The organism is Caballeronia ptereochthonis, from assembly GCF_001545075.1.
Taxonomy (GTDB): Bacteria; Pseudomonadota; Gammaproteobacteria; order Burkholderiales; family Burkholderiaceae; genus Caballeronia; species Caballeronia ptereochthonis.
This window is the reverse complement of record NZ_FCOB02000001.1, coordinates 1-16,898: the sequence shown is the minus strand read 5'-3', so window position 1 is coordinate 16,898 and position 16,898 is coordinate 1. Positions and strand designations below refer to the sequence as shown.

The following is a 16,898-nucleotide window of genomic DNA, read 5'->3' as shown; positions in this document are numbered from 1 at the left end:
CGGCGTCTCTCCTGGCTCCGGGATGAGCCATGAAAGGAGACTCCGCGCATGGACCTCAGCTATTCCCCCGCCGACGACGCTTTTCGCGCCGACATCCGCACTTGGCTCGAAGCCAATCTCCCGCGCGCGCTGCGCGACAAAGTCCTCGATCACAAGCGCCTGACGCGCGACGACTACACGAGCTGGCACAGGCTGCTCGGCGCGCGCGGCTGGTCGGCCGTCGCGTGGCCGAAGGAATATGGCGGCCCGGGCTGGAGCGCTACGCAGCGCCATATCTGGGATGAGGAATGCGCGCGCGCCGGCGCGCCGATGGTGCTGCCCTTCGGCGTATCGATGGTCGCGCCCGTGCTGATGAAATACGGCAGCGCCGGGCAAAAATCCCGCTATCTCCCGCGCATTCTCGACGGCACCGACTGGTGGTGCCAGGGCTATTCGGAGCCGGGCTCAGGCTCCGATCTGGCGTCGCTGCGCACGCGCGCGGAACGGCGCGGCGATCACTACATCGTCAACGGGCAGAAGACCTGGACCACGCTCGGCCAGCACGCCGACATGATGTTCTGCCTCGTACGCACCGATCCCGAAGCCAAGAAGCAGGAGGGCATCTCCTTCCTTCTGATCGACATGAAATCGCCTGGCATCACCGTGCGGCCGATCATCACGCTCGATGAGGATCACGAGGTCAACGAGGTCTTCTTCGAGGACGTGGAAGTACCGGTCGCGAATCTCGTCGGCGAGGAGAATCGCGGCTGGACCTATGCGAAGTATCTGCTCGGGCACGAGCGCACCGGAATCGCGCGGGTGGGGCAGTCGAAGCGCGAGTTGCTGTTCCTGAAGCGCCTCGCGCTCGATCGCAGCAAGGGCGGCAAGCCGCTCCTGCACGATCCGCTCTTCGCCGCGAAGGTCGCCGCGCTCGAGATCGAACTGATGGCGCTCGAAGTGACGGTGCAGCGCGTGGTGGCGAGCGAAGCGGGTGGCAAGGGCCCGGGCCCGGAAGCATCGATGCTGAAGATCAAGGGCACCGAAGTGCAGCAGGCGCTGACCGAGCTGATGGTCGAAGCGATCGGCCCGCAAGCCGCCGCCTTCGATCCCGCGTTCCTCGAAGGCGAGCGCGCGCATAGCGTGACGGGCGACGACGATGCCGCGCCGCTCGCCGCGTACTACTTCAACTTCCGCAAGACGTCGATCTACGGCGGCTCGAACGAGATTCAAAAGAACATCATCGCGCAGATGATTCTGGGACTTTGAGGAGCGGCGCATGGACTTCACCTTCAGCGATGAACAGCAGCAGTTCCGCGATGCGCTGCGCCGCTATCTCGACAAGGAATATGCGTTCGACGCGCGGCAGAAGATCGTCAAATCGGAGGCGGGCGTCGACGGGAAGCACTGGCGCGCCTTCGCCGAGCTCGGTTTGCTGGCGCTACCGGTTCCGGAGGCGCAGGGCGGCTTCGACGGCGGCCCGGTCGACATGCTCGTCGTGATGCAGGAGCTCGGGCGCGCACTCGTCGTCGAGCCGTATTGGGCGACGGCGGTGGGCATCGAAGCGTTGCGGCTCGGCGCGGAGAGGGGCAGCGCATTCGCCGGCGATTTGCTCGAACACGCGGGGCGCGGCGAGATTCGTCTGGCCGTCGCGTTCAACGAGCCGCATGCCCGCTACGATCTTTTCGATCTGCGCACGAGCGCGAGCAGCGATGGCGACCACTTCACCCTCGAAGGAACGAAGTCGATGGTTCAGCACGGCGCGCAAGCAGACCATTGGATCGTGCCCGCGCGCCTCGACGGCGAAGTGGCGCTGTTCATCGTCGGGAAAGACGCGGCGAACGTGCGCATCACCGAATACCGCACGATCGACGGGCAACGCGCCGCGACGCTCGTCTTCGACAAGACGCCCGCGACGCGCCTCGACGGCCGCGGCACGGGCGCCGCGACCCTGGAGCGGGTCGCCGATTACGCGACCTTCCTGCTGTGCGCGGAAGCGCTCGGCGCGCTCGATGCGCTCAATCGCGCGACCGTCGAATACACGAAGGAACGGCAGCAGTTCGGCATGCCGATCGCGCGCTTTCAGGTGCTTCAGCATCGCATGGTCGATATGCTGATCCACACCGAGCAGGCGCGCTCGATCACATATCTGGCGGCCGCGCGTCATGCGAGCGACGACGCCGCGACGCGTGCGCGGGCCATTTCCGCCGCGAAGGCGCGCGTCGGTCAGGCTGCGCGCTTCGTCGGTCAGCAGGCCGTGCAGCTGCACGGCGGCATGGGCATGACCGACGAACTACCCGTTGCGCACTGGTTCAAGCGCCTGTCGGTCATCGAGACGACGCTCGGCGATGTCGATCATCATCTCGCGCGCTTCGCCTCGCTTCCCGCTTTCTCCATCACCGAAGTCTGATGCTCATCGAGGAGCTCTGCATGAAATACGCCTATGAGGATTTCGAAGTCGGCAGCGCGGTTCAACTGAGCGCGCACACGTTCACGAGGGAAGAGATCGTCGGCTTCGCCGAGCGCTACGATCCGCAAGCTTTTCACTTGTCGGAGGCGGCGGGCGAGGCATCGCATTTCGGCGGCCTCGTCGCGAGCGGCTGGAACACCTGCTCCGCGATGATGGGCATTCTCGTGCGCGACATGGTCGGCGATTCGACCTCGATGGGCTCGCCCGGCCTCGACAATATCCGCTGGCTCAAGCCGGTGCGCGTCGGTGACACGGTGCGGCTCACCGTGCGCGTGCTCGACAAGCGCGTGTCGAAGAGCAAGCCGGATCGCGGTATCGTGTCGACGCGCTGGGAAGCGCACAACCAGCACGGCGAGCTCGTGCTGACGGTGGATTCAGCCGCGCTGTTCGGCCTGCGCAATCCGGGCGCGCAGGCATGAGCGTCGCGTCGTTGAAGAGCGCCGCCGATGTCTTCGCGGCGGCGGGCGTTGCGCGTTACGTGAGCGACTGGACGACGATCGATCAGGCGCGCGTGAACCGCTTCGCCGATGCGACCGACGATCATCAATGGATACACGTCGACGTCGAACGGGCGCGGCGCGATTCGCCATTCGGCGGGACCATCGCGCACGGTTTCCTGACGCTCTCGCTCGTGCCGACGTGGCTTGCGCAATGCGTGCCGCTCACCGCGCGCATCAGCGTGAACTACGGCATGAATCGCGTGCGTTTCATGTCGCCCGTGCGCGTCGGCTCGCGCTTGCGCGCCGTGTTCACGATCGATGGGGCGAGCGAGGTCGAAGCGGGCAGCGTGCAGGTGACGTGGCTCGTGACGGTCGAGAGCGAAGGCGGCGACAAGCCCGCTTGCGCCGCGGAATTCATCACGCGGCACGCTTTCTGAGCTATTCCGACTGTTCTCTCGCTGCGATGTACTTGCCGAGCTCGAGCTTCGCGATGGCGTTGCGATGCACTTCGTCGGGGCCATCCGCGAGACGCAGCGTGCGCGCCGACGCATATGCACAGGCCAGCGGAAAGTCGTCGCAGACGCCGCCCGCGCCGTGCGCCTGAATCGCCCAGTCGATGACCTGACACGCGACGTTCGGCGCGACCACCTTGATCATCGCGATCTCGCCGCGCGCGCCCTTGTTGCCGACGGTGTCCATCATGTATGCGGCCTTGAGCGTCAGAAGCCGCGCCTGCTCGATCATGATGCGCGCTTCCGCGATGCGCTCCTGCGTCACGCCATGCTGCGCGATGGGCTTGCCGAACGCCACGCGTTCGAGCGTGCGCTTGGTCATGAGTTCGAGCGCGCGTTCAGCGAGCCCGATCAGGCGCATGCAGTGATGAATGCGCCCCGGTCCGAGGCGGCCCTGCGCGATCTCGAAGCCGCGTCCTTCGCCCAGGAGCATGTTCGTCGCCGGCACACGGACGTGATCGAGCGTGATCTCCATGTGGCCGTGCGGCGCGTCGTCGTAGCCGAACACGTTCAGAGGCCGGTGCACGGTGATGCCGCTCGCGTCGGCGGGCACGAGAATCATCGACTGTTGAGCGTGCTTCGGCGCGTCGGGATCGGTCTTGCCCATCACGATATACACCTTGCAGCGCGGATCGCCCGCGCCCGACGACCACCACTTGTGGCCGTCGATGACGTAGCTGTCGCCATCGCGCACGATGCTGCAACGGATGTTGGTCGCATCCGACGACGCGACTTCCGGCTCCGTCATCAGGAACGCCGAGCGGATTTCGCCGCGCAGAAGCGGTTCGAGCCACTGGGCCTTCTGCGCATCGGTGCCATAGCGCTCGATGGTCTCCATGTTGCCGGTATCGGGCGCGCTGCAGTTGAACACTTCCGGCGCCCACGGCACGCGGCCCATGATTTCGCAGAGCGGCGCGTATTCGAGATTCGTCAGGCCCGCGCCGCGTTCGGAGGCCGGCAGGAAGAGATTCCAGAGTTTTTCGGCGCGCGCTTGCTCCTTCAGGCCTTCGATGAGGCGCGTCGGAATCCACGCGTTGCCCGCCGCGCGATTCGTCGCGACCTCTTCCCCGAAAGCGCGTTCGTTCGGATAGATGTGCGCGTCGAAGAAGGCGAGCAGCTTCTCGCGCAGCGCTTGCACCTTGGGCGTGTAGTCGAAGTTCATTCTTTGTCTCCTCTCATTTCCCTACTTTCTGCGCGTACTGCCAGGCGAGCTCGGCCATCGGACGTGCGCGCCGTCCCGCATCGACGGCTTGCGCGCTCGCCGCCGTGCCATCGACGACGCGCTTCATGATGCCCTGCAGGATCGCGGCGATGCGGAACATGTTGTAGGCGAGATAGAAGTTCCAGTCGCCTTCGATCGAAAAGCCCGTGCGCGCGCAGTAACGCGCGACGTAGGCGGCTTCGTCCGGGATGCCGAGCGCGGCCCAGTCGAGTCCGGCGATGCCGCGAAACTGCGACGGATCGACATGCCACGCCATGCAGTGATACGCGAAATCGGCAAGCGGGTCGCCGAGCGTCGAGAGCTCCCAATCGAGCACGGCGAGCACACGCGGCTCGTCCGGATGAAAGATCAGGTTGTCGAGCCGATAATCGCCGTGCACGACGCTGACCTTCGCTTGCCGCGCCTGCGGAATGTGTTGCGGCAGCCATTCGATCAGGCGATCCATTGCCTCGATCTGCTCGGTTTGCGAGGCGACGTACTGCTTGCTCCAGCGCCCGATCTGACGCTCGAAGTAATTGCCCGGCTTGCCGTAGCTCGAAAGACCGGCGGCCTCGACATCGACCGTATGGAGCGCGGCGATCACGCGGTTCATTTCGTCGTAGATCGCGGCGCGCTCGGTGCTCGTCATGCCGGGCAGCGACGGGTCCCACAGCACACGGCCCTGAACGAACTCCATCAAGTAGAAGGCGCGGCCGATCACGCTTTCGTCCTCGCACAGCGCGAGCATGCGGGCGACGGGCACGTCGGTGGCGGCGAGCGCGTCCATCACGCGAAACTCGCGTTCGATTGCATGCGCGGAGGGCAGAAGCTTGGCCGCGGGTCCCGGTTTTGCGCGCATCACGTAGCTGCGCGTGGGCGTGACGAGCTTGAATGTGGGATTCGACTGTCCGCCCGCGAATTGCTCGACGTTCAACGGGCCGCTGAAGCCATCGACGTGCGCGGTCAGCCACGACGCGAGCGCATCGGCATCGAAACGCTGGCGGTCCTGCACGGGGCGCGTTCCTTCGAACGCGGAGAAATCGGACTGCTCGTTCTGTTCTTTGTCCTGCATCGTCTCCTCCGTTTTTGCCCGGCGTCTTCAGTTCATGTCGCCGGCCTTGTAGCGTACGAATTGGGCGTAGAGCAGTTCCATGGTCGTGTTGCGCACGTCGGAGTGCAGCGGCGAGGGCGGCGAATGATTGATCGCGTGCACCACCCAGTCGCCCGGTTTGTCGCCGACATCGAGCGCGTTGATGCAGCCCGTCGCCTGCGACAGGTGCCCGAAGAACGCGCGCCCGCCGGCGGTGATCGCGTGCGAGAGCAGCGCGCGATTCACGCCGCCGTGCAGCACGAGCAGCACCGTGTCCCACGAGCGATCTTCACGCAAGCGCGCGACGGCGGGCAGCGCGCGGTCGAGCAACTGACCGATGGTCTCGCCGCCGAGAAACTGCGTGTCTTCCGGCACGACGCCATCGAACACCGAGAGAAACGCGCGCTCGATATCGGCCGTCGACAGATTGGCGAGCCGCCCGCCGCGAATCTCCTGCCATTCGGGCCACGTTTCGATGTCGATGCGCTGGCCCGTCGCGTCGAGCACGCGCCGCGCGGTCTCTACCGTGCGCGGCAGGCCGCTCACGATCACGCGATCGAAACGTATTTTCTGCGCGGCGAACTCGCGGCCCGCCGCGCTCGCTTCGTCGCGTCCGCGTTCATTGAGCGGCACGCTTTCCGGATCGATCGCGCGGCCGCTGTCGTCGAAATAGGTGACGTCGCCGTGGCGCATCAGGAAGATGCGGCGCCGCTTCGGCAATTCGTAGGTCGGCATGGCTCAGCGATAGTTGGGCTGACGCTTCTCGAGGAAGGCCGTGATGCCTTCGAGCGCATCGCCGTGATGGAGCGCATCGAGGAAGCCGTCACGCTCCATGTCGAGATGCGCGTCGAGCGGCTGCATATCGGCCGCGTTGATGAGCGACTTGATGCGCGCCATCGCTTTCGGCGACACGCTGCCGAGATCGTCGGCCCAAGCGATGGCGGCATCGAGCGCGATGCCCTTCTTGGTCAGCCGGTTGATGACGCCCACTTCGTGCAGCCGCGCGGCGCCGATCGGCTTGGCTTCGAGCAGTACTTCGCTCGCGAGCGTGCGCGGCAGCGCGCGAGCGAGAAACCACGAAGCGCCGCCGTCGGGCGTGAGGCCGACGCGCGCGTACGACATGACGAACTTCGCGTCGTCGGCGGCGACGATCAGATCGCACGCGAGCGCGAGCGAAAAGCCCGCGCCGGCGGCCGCGCCTTCGACCGCCGCGATGACGGGCTTGGTCGATGCGCGCAGCGCGCTGATCCACTCGCCAAGCAGGTCGATGCTCTGCGCCTGCACCGACGGGTCCTTCGCGCGGTTCTCCAGCAGGCGGTTCAGATTGCCGCCCGCGCAGAAGAAATTGTCCGCGCCGGTCAGCACGATCGCGCGCACGGTGTTGTCGCGCTCGGCCGTGTTCAACGCTTCGATGCCGGCGGCGTACATGTCCGGATGCAGGGCATTGCGCGCGCCGGGATTGGAGAGCTTCAGCACGAGCGTGGTGTCGCTGCCTGCGGGACGGTCTGTCAGTAGTTCGGCGCTCATCTGAGCTCCTCGATGTGGGTAAGCGAAAGTCCGAGCTGCGCGCGTCGCGCGAGCCAGGGCGATGGCCGGTAGCGCGGATCGCCGAGCACGTTGTGGATGTTGCGCAGGATCGTGAGGATGGTCGTCGCGCCGAGCGCATCGCCGAGCGCGAGCGGGCCGCGCGGATAACCGAGACCGAGCGTCACGGCGAGATCGATGTCCCCCGGCGTCGCGATGCCTTGCTGCGCGATATCGCAGCCGATGTTCACGATCGTCGCCACGACGCGCTGCGCGACGAAGCCGGTCGAATCGCGGATCACGGTGACGGGCACGCCGTCGTAGGCGAAGAGGGCGTGCGCGGCGTCGCGCATCGCGGGCGTGGTCGCGGGCGTCGTCATGATCGTGCGGCGCGCGACGGTATCGAGCGGGAAGAGCGTATCGACGGCGATCACACGCGTGGCGTCGAGATGCTCGGCGACGGCGGTCGTGGTCGCATCGAAGCCGAGCGGCGTGACGATGATGAGCGAGTCGGGCTCGGGCGTGTGGCCCGGGTCGATGTGCACGCTGCAGTCGCATTTGGCGATCAGCTTCAGCACGTCCTCGCGTCCGGCGTGCGACGCGCGGCTGATCCAGACGCGCGTCGGCAATTGCGTGGGCGCGGCGGGTTCGTCGGGAACCTGCTGCTTGCCGTCGACGTAGCGATAAAACCCTTCGCCCGCCTTGCGCCCGATGAGCCCGCCCGCGAGCCGCGTTCCGGTAATCGGCGACGGCTTGAAACGCGGCTCTTCATAGAACTGGTGATAGATCGATTCCATGACCGGATGTGAGACGTCGAGCGCGGTGAGATCGAGCAGCTCGAACGGCCCGAGACGGAAGCCCGCCTGCTCGCGCATGATGCGGTCGATGTCCGCGAAGCTCGCGACGCCTTCGCTCGCCACGCGCAGGCCTTCGGTGTTCATGCCGCGCCCGGCGTGATTGACGATGAAGCCCGGCATGTCCTTCGCGCGCACCGGCGTGTGGCCCATGCGCCGCGCGAGGTCCATCAATGCGTCGCCGGCGCGCGAATCGCCGCGCAAGCCGTCGATGACCTCGACCACGCGCATCAGCGGCACGGGATTGAAGAAGTGAAAGCCGGCCACGCGCTCCGGATGCGCGCAACCTGCGGCGATCGCGGTGATGGACAGCGAAGAAGTGTTCGATGCCAGAATGCAGTGCTCGCCGACCACGGCTTCGAGTTCGCGAAACAACTCGCGCTTGATGTCGAGATGCTCGACGATCGCCTCGACGATGGCGTCGCAATCGGACAGCTCGGTCGTGTCGCCCGCATCGCGGATGCGCGCGAGCGCCGCGTGCGCATCGGCTTCCTTCAGCTTGCCCTTCGCGGTGAGCTTCGCAAGCGTGTCCGCCAGATAGTCGCGCGCGGCCGCGAGCGCCTTTGGGTTCGTGTCGTAGAGGCGCACCGTCAGGCCGCCGAGCGCCGCGATCTGCGCGATGCCGCGTCCCATCGCGCCGCTGCCGACGATGCCGAGCGTCTCGATCCTGTATTCGTGCTGGCTCATGATGCGGTTCTGCTCCTGAAGGATTGGAACGCGCGCGGTGTTCGCGCGGTCCCGACGGTGAACCGGCCCGGCGAGGCGCGCCGTCGCTCAGAGTTTGGCGAGTCGTTCGAGCGCGAGCGCGAGCGTCTCTTCCTTCTTCGCGAAGCAAAAGCGCACGACCCCCGATTCATGACTCTCGTGATAGAACGCGGACACCGGAATCGCGGCCACGCCGATTTCGCCCGTGAGCCACTGCGAGAACTCGGCTTCGGGCATGTCGCTGATCGCCGAGTAATCGACGCACTGGAAGTACGTGCCGTCGCAAGGCAGGAGCGAGAAGCGCGTGTTTGCGAGCGCGGCGCGGAAGAAGTCGCGCTTCTTCTGATAGAACGCAGGCAGTTCCAGATACGGCTTCGGATCTTCGAGATAGTGCGCGAGGCCAATCTGCATCGGCGTGTTCACCGTGAATACGTTGAACTGATGCACCTTGCGGAATTCGGCGGTCAGCGCGGCGGGCGCGGCCACGTAGCCGACTTTCCAGCCCGTCACGTGAAAGGTCTTGCCGAAGCTCGACACGACGAAGCTGCGCTTGGCCAGCTCCGGATAGCGCGAGACGCTTTCGTGCGGCGCGCCGTCGTAGACCATGTGCTCGTAGACTTCGTCCGAGACGATCAGAACGTTGGTGTCGCGCACGATCTCCTCGAGCTTCTTCATATCCTCCGCGCGCCACACGCGGCCGGTCGGATTGTGCGGCGTGTTGATCATCAAAAGGCGCGTCTTCGGCGTGATCGCGGCGGCGATCCTGTCGAAGGGCAGCGCGTAGTCGGGCGCTTCCAGCGACACGAACACCGGCGTGCCGCCCGCGAGCTCGATCGACGGCACGTAGCTGTCGTACATCGGCTCGATGACGATGACTTCGTCGCCCGGGTGCACGCAGCACAGCACGGCCGTGAGCAGGGCTTGGGTGGCGCCGGCGGTCACGGTGATCTCGCGATCGGCGTCGTAGGCGCGGCCGTAGAGCGCCTCGATCTTGCGCGCGATCGCCTGACGCAACGGCGCGGCGCCCGCCATCGGCGGATATTGATTGTGGCCTTCGCGCATCGCGTCGGCGACGGCATCGACGATGCGCGCGTCGCAATCGAAGTCGGGGAAACCCTGACCGAGATTCACGGCGCCCTTCTGCGCGGCGAGGGCGCTCATCACGGTGAAGATGGTCGTGCCCACGTTGGGCAGACGCGAGGGGAAGGCGAACTCGGGCGGTGTCGGAAGCAGTTCGTGCGTGGCGTTCATGGTCATGTGGGCGTGGATTGTGCCGACGGTGCGTTCAGCATGCTATTTTAAGGCAGGGTCAGCCGGCGGCCACGAGCGCCGCCGCATGCGCTTCGAGCTCGGTCACGAAAGATTTCGGCTCCGCGATGCGAAACGCGAAATCGCGCGCGACGCGGCGCGCGAGCTTGAGCACCGCGCGATCTTTCGAGACGAGCCAGTCGGCGCCCGACGCGTGCGCGAGTTCGAGAAACTTCTGATCATCGCGATCGCGGCATTTGGGCAGCGGGCGCTCGTCCTCGGGCAGCGTCACGGCGACGAGCGTCGAAAGCCGTTCGACGGTTGCGAGCGCCGCCGTCTTGTCGACCTCCATCCGCACGAACTGCGGATAGTCGAGCACGCGCGTGAGCTCCCTGAGGCAGCGCGAGTCGATCAGCGCTTCGAGCGTGCGCGCTTCGAGGGCCGCGTGAATCGGGCGCGTGGCGGGATCGTCGAAGACGAGGAGGTCGATCCAGACATTCGAATCGAGCACAACGCGCAGTGGCGCGGCGGAATTGTCCATTCGATACAATCGGGGGTTTATGCCAATGATCGCCGGCACGGTGCCGGCGAGCCTCCATGATAATCGTTCTCTCGCCCGCCAAATCGCTCGACTACGAGACGCCCGCCCACGTCAGGAAGCACACGCTGCCTCAGTTCGTCGATGAAGCCGCCGAACTGATCGACGGTTTGCGCGAACTCTCGCCGCAGCAGATCGGCGGCATGATGGGTATTTCCGATCAGCTCGCGACGCTGAATTTTCAACGCTATGCGGAGTGGTCAAAGACTTTCGACCAGCACAATTCCAAGCAGGCGGTGCTCGCCTTCAACGGCGACGTGTACGAAGGCTTCTCGGCGAAAACGCTTTCGGCGAGCGATCTCGATTTCGCGCAGAACCACGTGCGCGTGCTGTCCGGACTCTACGGCCTGTTGCGGCCGCTCGATCTGCTGCAGCCGTATCGGCTGGAGATGGGCACGAAGTTTCCCAACGCGCGCGGCAAGGATCTCTATGCGTTCTGGGGCGAGCGCATCACCGCGGCGCTCAACGAGCAGCTGAAGAAGCAGCGCGGCGCGCGCGTGCTGGTGAATTGCGCGTCGGAGGAGTATTTCAAGTCGGTGAAGCCGAAGCTGCTCGCGGCTCCGGTCGTCTCGCCCGTGTTCGAGGACTGGAAGGGCGGACGCTACAAGATCATCAGCTTTCACGCGAAGCGCGCGCGCGGCCTGATGGCGCGCTATGCGGTCGAGAACCGCATCGGCGAGCCGGAAGCGCTCAAGGGCTTCGACAGTGAAGGCTACAAATTCGATGCGAAGGCGTCGAACGATACGACATACGTATTTCGCCGCCGGATCGCGGACTGAAGACGCGCGAGTACGAAAGCAAGCAAGGAAACGACGATGACTCTCTCCATTTCAAGCAATTTCGACGCGGGCGCGATCGAAGTCCTCAACACCGACGATCCCGCCGATATTCGCCTGCGTATTCGTCCCGATACGCAGGCGGACTTCGCGCAATGGTTCTACTTCTGCGTGTCCGGCGCGCGCGGCGAGCGCCTCGTGATGACCTTCGAGAACGCGGCGCAGTGCGCATTTGCGGAAGGCTGGCGCGACTATGAAGCGGTCGCGAGCTACGACCGCGTGAACTGGTTCCGCGTGTCGACGGAATACGACGGGCAGGTGATGAAGATCGATCACACGCCCGATTTCGACCGCATCTATTACGCGTATTTCGAGCCGTACAGCGAGGAGCGCCATTCGGAATTTCTCGGCGCGATGCAGCAATTGCCGCACGCGACGCTGACCGAGCTCGGCAGCACGGTGCAGGGCCGGCCGATGTCGCTGCTCACGCTCGGGCTTCCGGACTTCGGGGACGCAGAACCGAAGAAGAACGTCTGGATCATCGCGCGCCAGCATCCGGGCGAGACGATGGCGGAATGGTTTGTCGAAGGGCTCGTGAAGCGCCTCGCGGGCTTCGGCGACTGGGCCGGCGACCCGGTCGCGCGGTCGCTGTTCGAGCGGGCCGTGTTCCATATCGTGCCGAACATGAATCCGGACGGCAGCGCGCTCGGCAACCTGCGCACCAACGCGGCGGGCGCGAACCTGAATCGCGAGTGGATGGAGCCGAGCGCGGAGCGCAGCCCCGAAGTGCTCGTCGTGCGCGAGGCGATTGCGGAGATCGGCTGCGATCTGTTCTTCGATATCCACGGCGACGAGGCGATTCCATACGTGTTCGTCGCGGGCTCGGAGATGCTGCCGGGCTTCACGGAACAGCAGGCGAAGGAGCAGAAGGCGTTCGTCGATTTCTTCAAGCAGGCGAGTCCGGACTTCCAGGACGTGCACGGCTACGAGGCGAGCAAGTATCAGACGGATGCGCTCAAGCTCGCGTCGAAATACATCGGCAACGAGTACAAGTGCCTGTCGCTCACACTGGAGATGCCGTTCAAGGACAACGCCAATCTGCCCGACGAGAGTGTCGGCTGGAACGGCGCGCGCAGTGCGGCGCTCGGTGCGTCGATGCTCCAGGCGATCCTGTGGCACTTGCAGACATTCGCCGCATGAGGGTCTGGCTGCGGGAGGATTGAGCGCGCGTCGCTTTCGCGCGCCGCGGACGCAAAAAAGGGCGTGGCCACCCAAGGTGGCCACGCCCTTTTCTCATTATTCGGCTCAGTGCTTCTTGCTCGTCTTCTTCGTCGACTTGGACCCGCTGCCGGATTTGCCCGACGACTTGGTTTTCGCGCCGTGCTTGGTTTTCGTGCTGCGCGTGGAGTGCGATTGGGCGCGCAAGGGCGGCACCGGATCGTTCCAGCCGAACGCGAGCAACTGGCTGCCGACATAGCCGCAGCGGAACTTGAGCGGAGTGGGATCGCGCTCGCTGCTCTTCGGCATGCCTTGCCCTTCGACGGTCACGACATTGTCCACTTTGATGCGTTGCTTCTTCTCGTCGAACGAATCGTTCCACGGCTCGATCGTGGAATGAGTGGGGTCGAAGGATGCCGGCGGGAACTCGACGTGATCGAAGGCCGTCGAGGTGCTGGCGATGAAGTTGCCATGCGCGGCGCAGTCCGCCACCAGCGGATTGGCGTTGAAGTCGGTGACGAAGTGGTGAATCAGTTCGTTGCGCTCGTCGAGCGAATCGGCAAAAGCGGACACCGCGCATGTCAACGACGCGCATACCGCCAACCGGCCGACGAGCCGCATGAGCCGGCGCGGTGCGTAGTTACTATCCATCAAGTCTGGCGCTAAGAAGACACGGGCAAAGTAAGATGCGCCGTGTGGGGAAGGAGTTCAATCTTATCGCACCTTGCGCGCGTTTCCATCGCCCGCAATCCGATATCCGGCGGCGAGGCTGCACGCGACTGATGCTTGTCGTGATTCAGACGCGCGGACCGCGATCCAGGCGATAGCGGCGCACGTCATATGTGGTGATCCAGGCGGGCTTGTACACCGTGATCAGGATGGTGAGCAGACCGGTGAAGAGCGCCTCGCCGGCGCCGAGCAGCAGGGAGCTTCGCGTGAACGCCGCAGGCACGACGATCGGGCCGCTGGCGAGCGCCATCTCGAGCAGCACGGTCGCGCCGCAGGCCGCGGCGACCGCGGCGGCGGAAGCGATGAACCCGTGTCCCGCAATGAACGTGAAGAGATTGCGCGGCAGCCAGGCGTTGCTCAGACGTTGCAGCAGCGTCGAAACCGCGACGGGCAGCGCGCCGAACAATAGATACGTGGTTGCCACCGAGAGCCATGAAGCATCGAGCACGACGGCGGCGAGGCCGGTGGTCGCTGCCGTGCCGATGAGCGCGAGCCGCCAGTCGAAGAGCGTAACCATGAGCGTCGCGCCCAGCAGATGGATCACGGGCCCGTCGTCAAACCATGCATTGCACGCCCACAGCACCGTGACCGCGACGACGATGCCGAGCCACACGTGCTGCAGCGTGGCGTCTTGCAGCCGCGCGAAGGGGCGCTGCAGCAGCACGAGCGCGAGCAGTCCCGCGACGGCGATCCAGCTGCCGACGGTAAGCCAAAGCGGAAGCGGTGTGTAGAAGAACCCCATGCCTTGCATATTACTCGTTGCACGTAAAACGTGTGCGCAAAGGTCGGACCCGTTCGCCCGGTTTGTTGCTAGAAAGATGATTCCGGCTCGGCTGCGATCGGCAAGGATGCCGTGTCGTTGTCGAGAAGCGACGGGTAGCGCTTGCGCGATCGTCTCAGCGGAATGATGCCCGGCTGGCCCGATACGACGCGCGCCGGCGGCTCTTCGCCGCTGCGCAGAATCTCGAGATGCGAGTTTTGCACGCCGTTGTATATCGCCACCGCGGCGGCGCGATTCGTCGCGCCCAGTTGCTGGAAGATACTTGCAAGGTGGATTTTCACCGTGCCTTCGCTGATGCCGAGCGTTTTCGCGATCATCTTGTTGGTGCTTCCCATATGCACGCAACGCATGATCTGCTGCTGCCGCGGCGACAGCGTGGGATGATGGCGTACCTTGAGGCGCAGCTTCGCGCCGTCCTGGGTGCGGCGGGCGGTGAGCTCGCGCGTGAGTTCGGGGTCGACGATGTCGGCCGGAATGTAGTGTCCGCCGACGAGCACCATTTCGAGCGCGCGAAGAATCAGGATGGGATCGAGCGCGCGCGGCACGACGCCCATCGCGCCGGCGTTCATCAGCGCGTATACCAGGGCGGCGCCGCAGCGATCGACCATGACGGCGGCCGGGACGCGAGGGACATCATCCAGCAGGTTCTGTAAGTCGCCGGTGCGCAGGTCGGGCGCCCAGTCGATCACGATCATGTCGGGGATCGAGCGCTTCGAGGCGGAACGAGCATGTCTCCAGTCCTTCGCCTCAGTGAACTGCGCCTGACGCGCGATACGGCGCAGCAATGTTTTCAGGCCCGCGCGGCGCTCCGCGTCGGAACCAACGATATTGATTTTCATGCTTGACCTCTTGTCAGAACACCCGGGCGGGCCTTCCGCACCGGGACTCGTTGCCGCCGAACTCGCCGGCGTCACGGCAATATTGACAAATTTGAGGTGATTGCGCCCCCTATCCGAATGGAATAGGCACAAATACACAAAACCCCGCACGAGGCGGGGTTTGTTCAGCGTGGACGAGGCTTTGCGCCCGTTTTCAATGAAAGTGAGGCTGCGCCGGCTCCGCGTCCTCGGGCATTTCCGCGTGCACGATCTCGCCGAGCGGGTCCGCATAGAGCGGCACGCCGCAATCGTCGCAAAACTCGGGCTCGAAGCGGCCTGCGTGACGACGCACGTCCGACACGCCCGCCTTCTTCAGCAATTCGACGATTTCCTCGACCGGGCCATTCGCGCCTTCGAGGTCGGCCGCGTCTTCGTCCATGCCGAGCTCGCCGTTTTCCCTGCCGTAGAGCGGCCAGACGACGCCGTAGATCACGTCGTTGCTGCCGCGGCGCGTGAAGCCGATGCGGTATTCGTCGATGCGCCTCTCGCCAAACCCCGCGATGACCGCGCGCAGATCCTGCGGCGCGGTGCCGAGGGTGTCGAACAGATAACGCACGGCGGTGCGCACGGTGTGCGGGCGAACTTGCTCGTCGGCATCTCGACAGGCTGAATAGTAGGCGTCAGGCAGCAAACATTCGAATTCGCATCCCGGAAGGATGGCCGCGAAGCTCGGACCGCCTTGAGCGGCCCACTGCTCGAGGCATTGTCCCCGTTCGACGCGGCTGCCGTTCTCGTCCTCCTGCCAGCGGAAGAACGCAGCGCCCTCCGGCACGACGACCAGAGCCAGCAGGAAACGGGGATCTGCGAGAATCGGCGAGGTTTCCGGAAGATCCGACAGATTCAGGCGTGCCGCCGCGCCTCCCAGGACGGTTTGCAGCAGTTGCTGCGCGAGGCGCGCCGTGTCGACATGATGCCGCGGCAACTGGTCGATGCTGTAGAGATAGGGCGCGACGGCCACGCGCGCGCCCGCCGCGAGAATATGGGCCTGCATCTGCGTGCGCAGCGCATCGACGGCATCGCTTTTCAGCGTGCCCGACGGGATCGCATAGCGCGTCCAGGCGAGCACGGGCGCGGCGATCAGAAGCGCCTCGTGGGGTACGCCATCGACGTCGATGGTGAACGATTCGCTGTGCGTCTCGGCCATGTCGGCGAGCGCGCCGTAGGCGTCGGCGTGATTCTGCTGAAGATGATCGAGGGCGGCATCGAGCGTCGTCTGGTTGCCGTTGCGCACGAGCTTGGCGATGAGCGTGTCGAGACGGGCTTCCCAGAAGCGGTCCTCGACGCGGCTGCCGGACGCGAAGAGCGCGAGGGAGAGGCTGACAAGCTTGTCGGCGTCCGGGGGGGTACGTTTTGCGATTCGCGAGCGCATAGGGTTATTAGAGTGAATTGATGCGGTGAACCATTAATTGTAGTCGTTCCGACCGAGCTTTTACCGCTGCGCGTTGCAGTACCGTGCGTTACCGAAGACGATCCTTGTTCTGGGGCAGCCAAATTTTTTCGCTGACACCCTTGCGGAGTTGGGTTTCGATCACTAGAATTCCGTTCCTTCGCGATTCGACGAACGCGAAGGAAGCGGGAGAAGGTGGGTTTTGGGCAGGGCGCTTGGAGCGGATGATTGAGGGCTCTGAGCGCGGTCAGCGAGAAAGAAAGTTCGAAATTCTTGTTGACACGAGCCGAAACGTTCTTCATAATCTCGTTTCTCTGCTGCTGATGCAGCGACGCAAGACGGTGGTAAGGTGGTAGCGGTCTTGCGATGTGCTCTTTAAAAACTAACAGCCGATAAGTGTGGGCGCTTGATGGCGAGTGCGGTTTCAGTCTTTTGGGGCTGAGGCAATGGCAAAAGTAATCAAGAGTCTCACACGAAGTATCAGAGGAAGGTTTATCTGTCGAAAGACGGA

Annotated in this window: 17 protein-coding genes; 6 read left to right on the top strand and 11 right to left on the bottom strand. The window is 64.7% G+C overall.

All coding sequences use genetic code 11. The annotated features are described in order from the left end of the window. Positions 1-48 precede the first annotated feature (48 nt). From AWB83_RS00085 to AWB83_RS00070, 4 genes are read left to right on the top strand one after another with little or no spacing between them, the layout of a single operon-like run. Entirely contained in the window at positions 49-1,245 is a 1,197-nt protein-coding gene (locus tag AWB83_RS00085; RefSeq protein WP_087042229.1) for an acyl-CoA dehydrogenase family protein, read from the top strand. A gap of 10 nt (positions 1,246-1,255) precedes the next feature. Beyond that, positions 1,256-2,386 (top strand): acyl-CoA dehydrogenase family protein, encoded by a 1,131-nt coding sequence (locus tag AWB83_RS00080; protein WP_087042228.1) that lies wholly within the window; start codon positions 1,256-1,258, stop codon positions 2,384-2,386. A gap of 20 nt (positions 2,387-2,406) precedes the next feature. Beyond that, positions 2,407-2,865 carry a MaoC family dehydratase gene (locus AWB83_RS00075; protein WP_087042549.1) on the top strand — a complete coding sequence of 153 codons (459 nt, stop codon included), beginning with the start codon at positions 2,407-2,409 and terminating at the stop codon, positions 2,863-2,865. Further along, positions 2,862-3,323, top strand: a complete 462-nt coding sequence (locus AWB83_RS00070) for a MaoC family dehydratase (RefSeq protein ID WP_087042227.1) — start codon at positions 2,862-2,864, stop codon at positions 3,321-3,323. Before AWB83_RS00075 ends, AWB83_RS00070 begins: the two co-directional genes overlap by 4 nt. A 1-nt stretch (position 3,324) precedes the next feature. Here the strand turns inward: AWB83_RS00070 and AWB83_RS00065 are convergent, their stop codons facing one another. The 7 genes from AWB83_RS00065 to AWB83_RS00035 form a co-directional block, all read right to left on the bottom strand. Beyond that, positions 3,325-4,560, bottom strand: coding sequence for an acyl-CoA dehydrogenase family protein (locus AWB83_RS00065; protein ID WP_087042226.1), 1,236 nt, complete (start codon positions 4,558-4,560; stop codon positions 3,325-3,327). A 13-nt stretch (positions 4,561-4,573) separates the two neighbouring features. After that, a complete protein-coding gene (locus AWB83_RS00060) occupies positions 4,574-5,671 on the bottom strand; it encodes a phosphotransferase (protein WP_087042225.1) in 1,098 nt (365 codons plus the stop codon). Positions 5,672-5,698: 27 nt separating this feature from the next. After that, positions 5,699-6,424, bottom strand: a complete 726-nt coding sequence (locus tag AWB83_RS00055; RefSeq protein WP_087042224.1) for a histidine phosphatase family protein — start codon at positions 6,422-6,424, stop codon at positions 5,699-5,701. A gap of 3 nt (positions 6,425-6,427) precedes the next feature. Next, positions 6,428-7,216 (bottom strand): oxepin-CoA hydrolase, alternative type, encoded by a 789-nt coding sequence (locus AWB83_RS00050; RefSeq protein ID WP_087042223.1) that lies wholly within the window; start codon positions 7,214-7,216, stop codon positions 6,428-6,430. Then, positions 7,213-8,754, bottom strand: coding sequence for a 3-hydroxyacyl-CoA dehydrogenase (locus AWB83_RS00045; RefSeq protein ID WP_087042222.1), 1,542 nt, complete (start codon positions 8,752-8,754; stop codon positions 7,213-7,215). The genes AWB83_RS00050 and AWB83_RS00045 overlap by 4 nt, the downstream gene beginning before the upstream one ends. 87 nt (positions 8,755-8,841) lie before the next feature. Continuing rightward, positions 8,842-10,023, bottom strand: coding sequence for a pyridoxal phosphate-dependent aminotransferase (locus AWB83_RS00040; protein ID WP_087042548.1), 1,182 nt, complete (start codon positions 10,021-10,023; stop codon positions 8,842-8,844). A 58-nt stretch (positions 10,024-10,081) separates the two neighbouring features. Then, the gene (locus AWB83_RS00035; protein ID WP_087042221.1) at positions 10,082-10,561 is read right to left on the bottom strand and encodes a putative toxin-antitoxin system toxin component, PIN family; all 480 of its coding nucleotides are present in this window, start codon (positions 10,559-10,561) and stop codon (positions 10,082-10,084) included. A 56-nt stretch (positions 10,562-10,617) separates the two neighbouring features. Between AWB83_RS00035 and yaaA the strand changes: the two genes are divergently transcribed. Next, on the top strand, positions 10,618-11,397 hold the full coding sequence (gene yaaA, locus AWB83_RS00030) for a peroxide stress protein YaaA (protein ID WP_087042220.1): 780 nt from the start codon (positions 10,618-10,620) through the stop codon (positions 11,395-11,397). Positions 11,398-11,433: 36 nt separating this feature from the next. Next, on the top strand, positions 11,434-12,594 hold the full coding sequence (locus AWB83_RS00025; protein ID WP_087042219.1) for a M14 family metallopeptidase: 1,161 nt from the start codon (positions 11,434-11,436) through the stop codon (positions 12,592-12,594). Between the two features lie 105 nt (positions 12,595-12,699). Here AWB83_RS00025 and AWB83_RS00020 read toward each other — a convergent pair whose 3' ends face one another. The 4 genes from AWB83_RS00020 to AWB83_RS00005 all read right to left on the bottom strand — a co-directional run bounded on the left by AWB83_RS00020 (position 12,700) and on the right by AWB83_RS00005 (position 16,369). Further along, on the bottom strand, positions 12,700-13,263 hold the full coding sequence (locus AWB83_RS00020) for a BspC domain-containing protein (RefSeq protein WP_087042218.1): 564 nt from the start codon (positions 13,261-13,263) through the stop codon (positions 12,700-12,702). A gap of 145 nt (positions 13,264-13,408) precedes the next feature. Continuing rightward, a complete protein-coding gene (locus AWB83_RS00015; protein WP_087042547.1) occupies positions 13,409-14,083 on the bottom strand; it encodes an energy-coupling factor ABC transporter permease in 675 nt (224 codons plus the stop codon). A 68-nt stretch (positions 14,084-14,151) separates the two neighbouring features. Beyond that, entirely contained in the window at positions 14,152-14,961 is an 810-nt protein-coding gene (locus tag AWB83_RS00010; protein WP_087042217.1) for a helix-turn-helix transcriptional regulator, read from the bottom strand. 193 nt (positions 14,962-15,154) lie between these two features. Further along, the gene (locus AWB83_RS00005; protein ID WP_087042216.1) at positions 15,155-16,369 is read right to left on the bottom strand and encodes a DUF2863 family protein; all 1,215 of its coding nucleotides are present in this window, start codon (positions 16,367-16,369) and stop codon (positions 15,155-15,157) included. Positions 16,370-16,898 lie beyond the last annotated feature (529 nt).

What these genes read in the sequence shown, in the direction of transcription:
- AWB83_RS00010 (WP_087042217.1), bottom strand. Translation starts at nt 14,961, where the DNA reads ATGAAAATCAATATCGTTGGTTCCGACGCGGAGCGCCGCGCGGGCCTG.
- AWB83_RS00080 (WP_087042228.1), top strand. Translation starts at nt 1,256, where the DNA reads ATGGACTTCACCTTCAGCGATGAACAGCAGCAGTTCCGCGATGCGCTG.
- AWB83_RS00045 (WP_087042222.1), bottom strand. Translation starts at nt 8,754, where the DNA reads ATGAGCCAGCACGAATACAGGATCGAGACGCTCGGCATCGTCGGCAGC.
- AWB83_RS00050 (WP_087042223.1), bottom strand. Translation starts at nt 7,216, where the DNA reads ATGAGCGCCGAACTACTGACAGACCGTCCCGCAGGCAGCGACACCACG.
- AWB83_RS00055 (WP_087042224.1), bottom strand. Translation starts at nt 6,424, where the DNA reads ATGCCGACCTACGAATTGCCGAAGCGGCGCCGCATCTTCCTGATGCGC.
- AWB83_RS00065 (WP_087042226.1), bottom strand. Translation starts at nt 4,560, where the DNA reads ATGAACTTCGACTACACGCCCAAGGTGCAAGCGCTGCGCGAGAAGCTG.
- AWB83_RS00020 (WP_087042218.1), bottom strand. Translation starts at nt 13,263, where the DNA reads ATGGATAGTAACTACGCACCGCGCCGGCTCATGCGGCTCGTCGGCCGG.
- AWB83_RS00075 (WP_087042549.1), top strand. Translation starts at nt 2,407, where the DNA reads ATGAAATACGCCTATGAGGATTTCGAAGTCGGCAGCGCGGTTCAACTG.
- AWB83_RS00015 (WP_087042547.1), bottom strand. Translation starts at nt 14,083, where the DNA reads ATGGGGTTCTTCTACACACCGCTTCCGCTTTGGCTTACCGTCGGCAGC.
- yaaA (WP_087042220.1), top strand. Translation starts at nt 10,618, where the DNA reads ATGATAATCGTTCTCTCGCCCGCCAAATCGCTCGACTACGAGACGCCC.
- AWB83_RS00035 (WP_087042221.1), bottom strand. Translation starts at nt 10,561, where the DNA reads ATGGACAATTCCGCCGCGCCACTGCGCGTTGTGCTCGATTCGAATGTC.
- AWB83_RS00085 (WP_087042229.1), top strand. Translation starts at nt 49, where the DNA reads ATGGACCTCAGCTATTCCCCCGCCGACGACGCTTTTCGCGCCGACATC.
- AWB83_RS00025 (WP_087042219.1), top strand. Translation starts at nt 11,434, where the DNA reads ATGACTCTCTCCATTTCAAGCAATTTCGACGCGGGCGCGATCGAAGTC.
- AWB83_RS00070 (WP_087042227.1), top strand. Translation starts at nt 2,862, where the DNA reads ATGAGCGTCGCGTCGTTGAAGAGCGCCGCCGATGTCTTCGCGGCGGCG.
- AWB83_RS00040 (WP_087042548.1), bottom strand. Translation starts at nt 10,023, where the DNA reads ATGAACGCCACGCACGAACTGCTTCCGACACCGCCCGAGTTCGCCTTC.
- AWB83_RS00005 (WP_087042216.1), bottom strand. Translation starts at nt 16,369, where the DNA reads ATGCGCTCGCGAATCGCAAAACGTACCCCCCCGGACGCCGACAAGCTT.
- AWB83_RS00060 (WP_087042225.1), bottom strand. Translation starts at nt 5,671, where the DNA reads ATGCAGGACAAAGAACAGAACGAGCAGTCCGATTTCTCCGCGTTCGAA.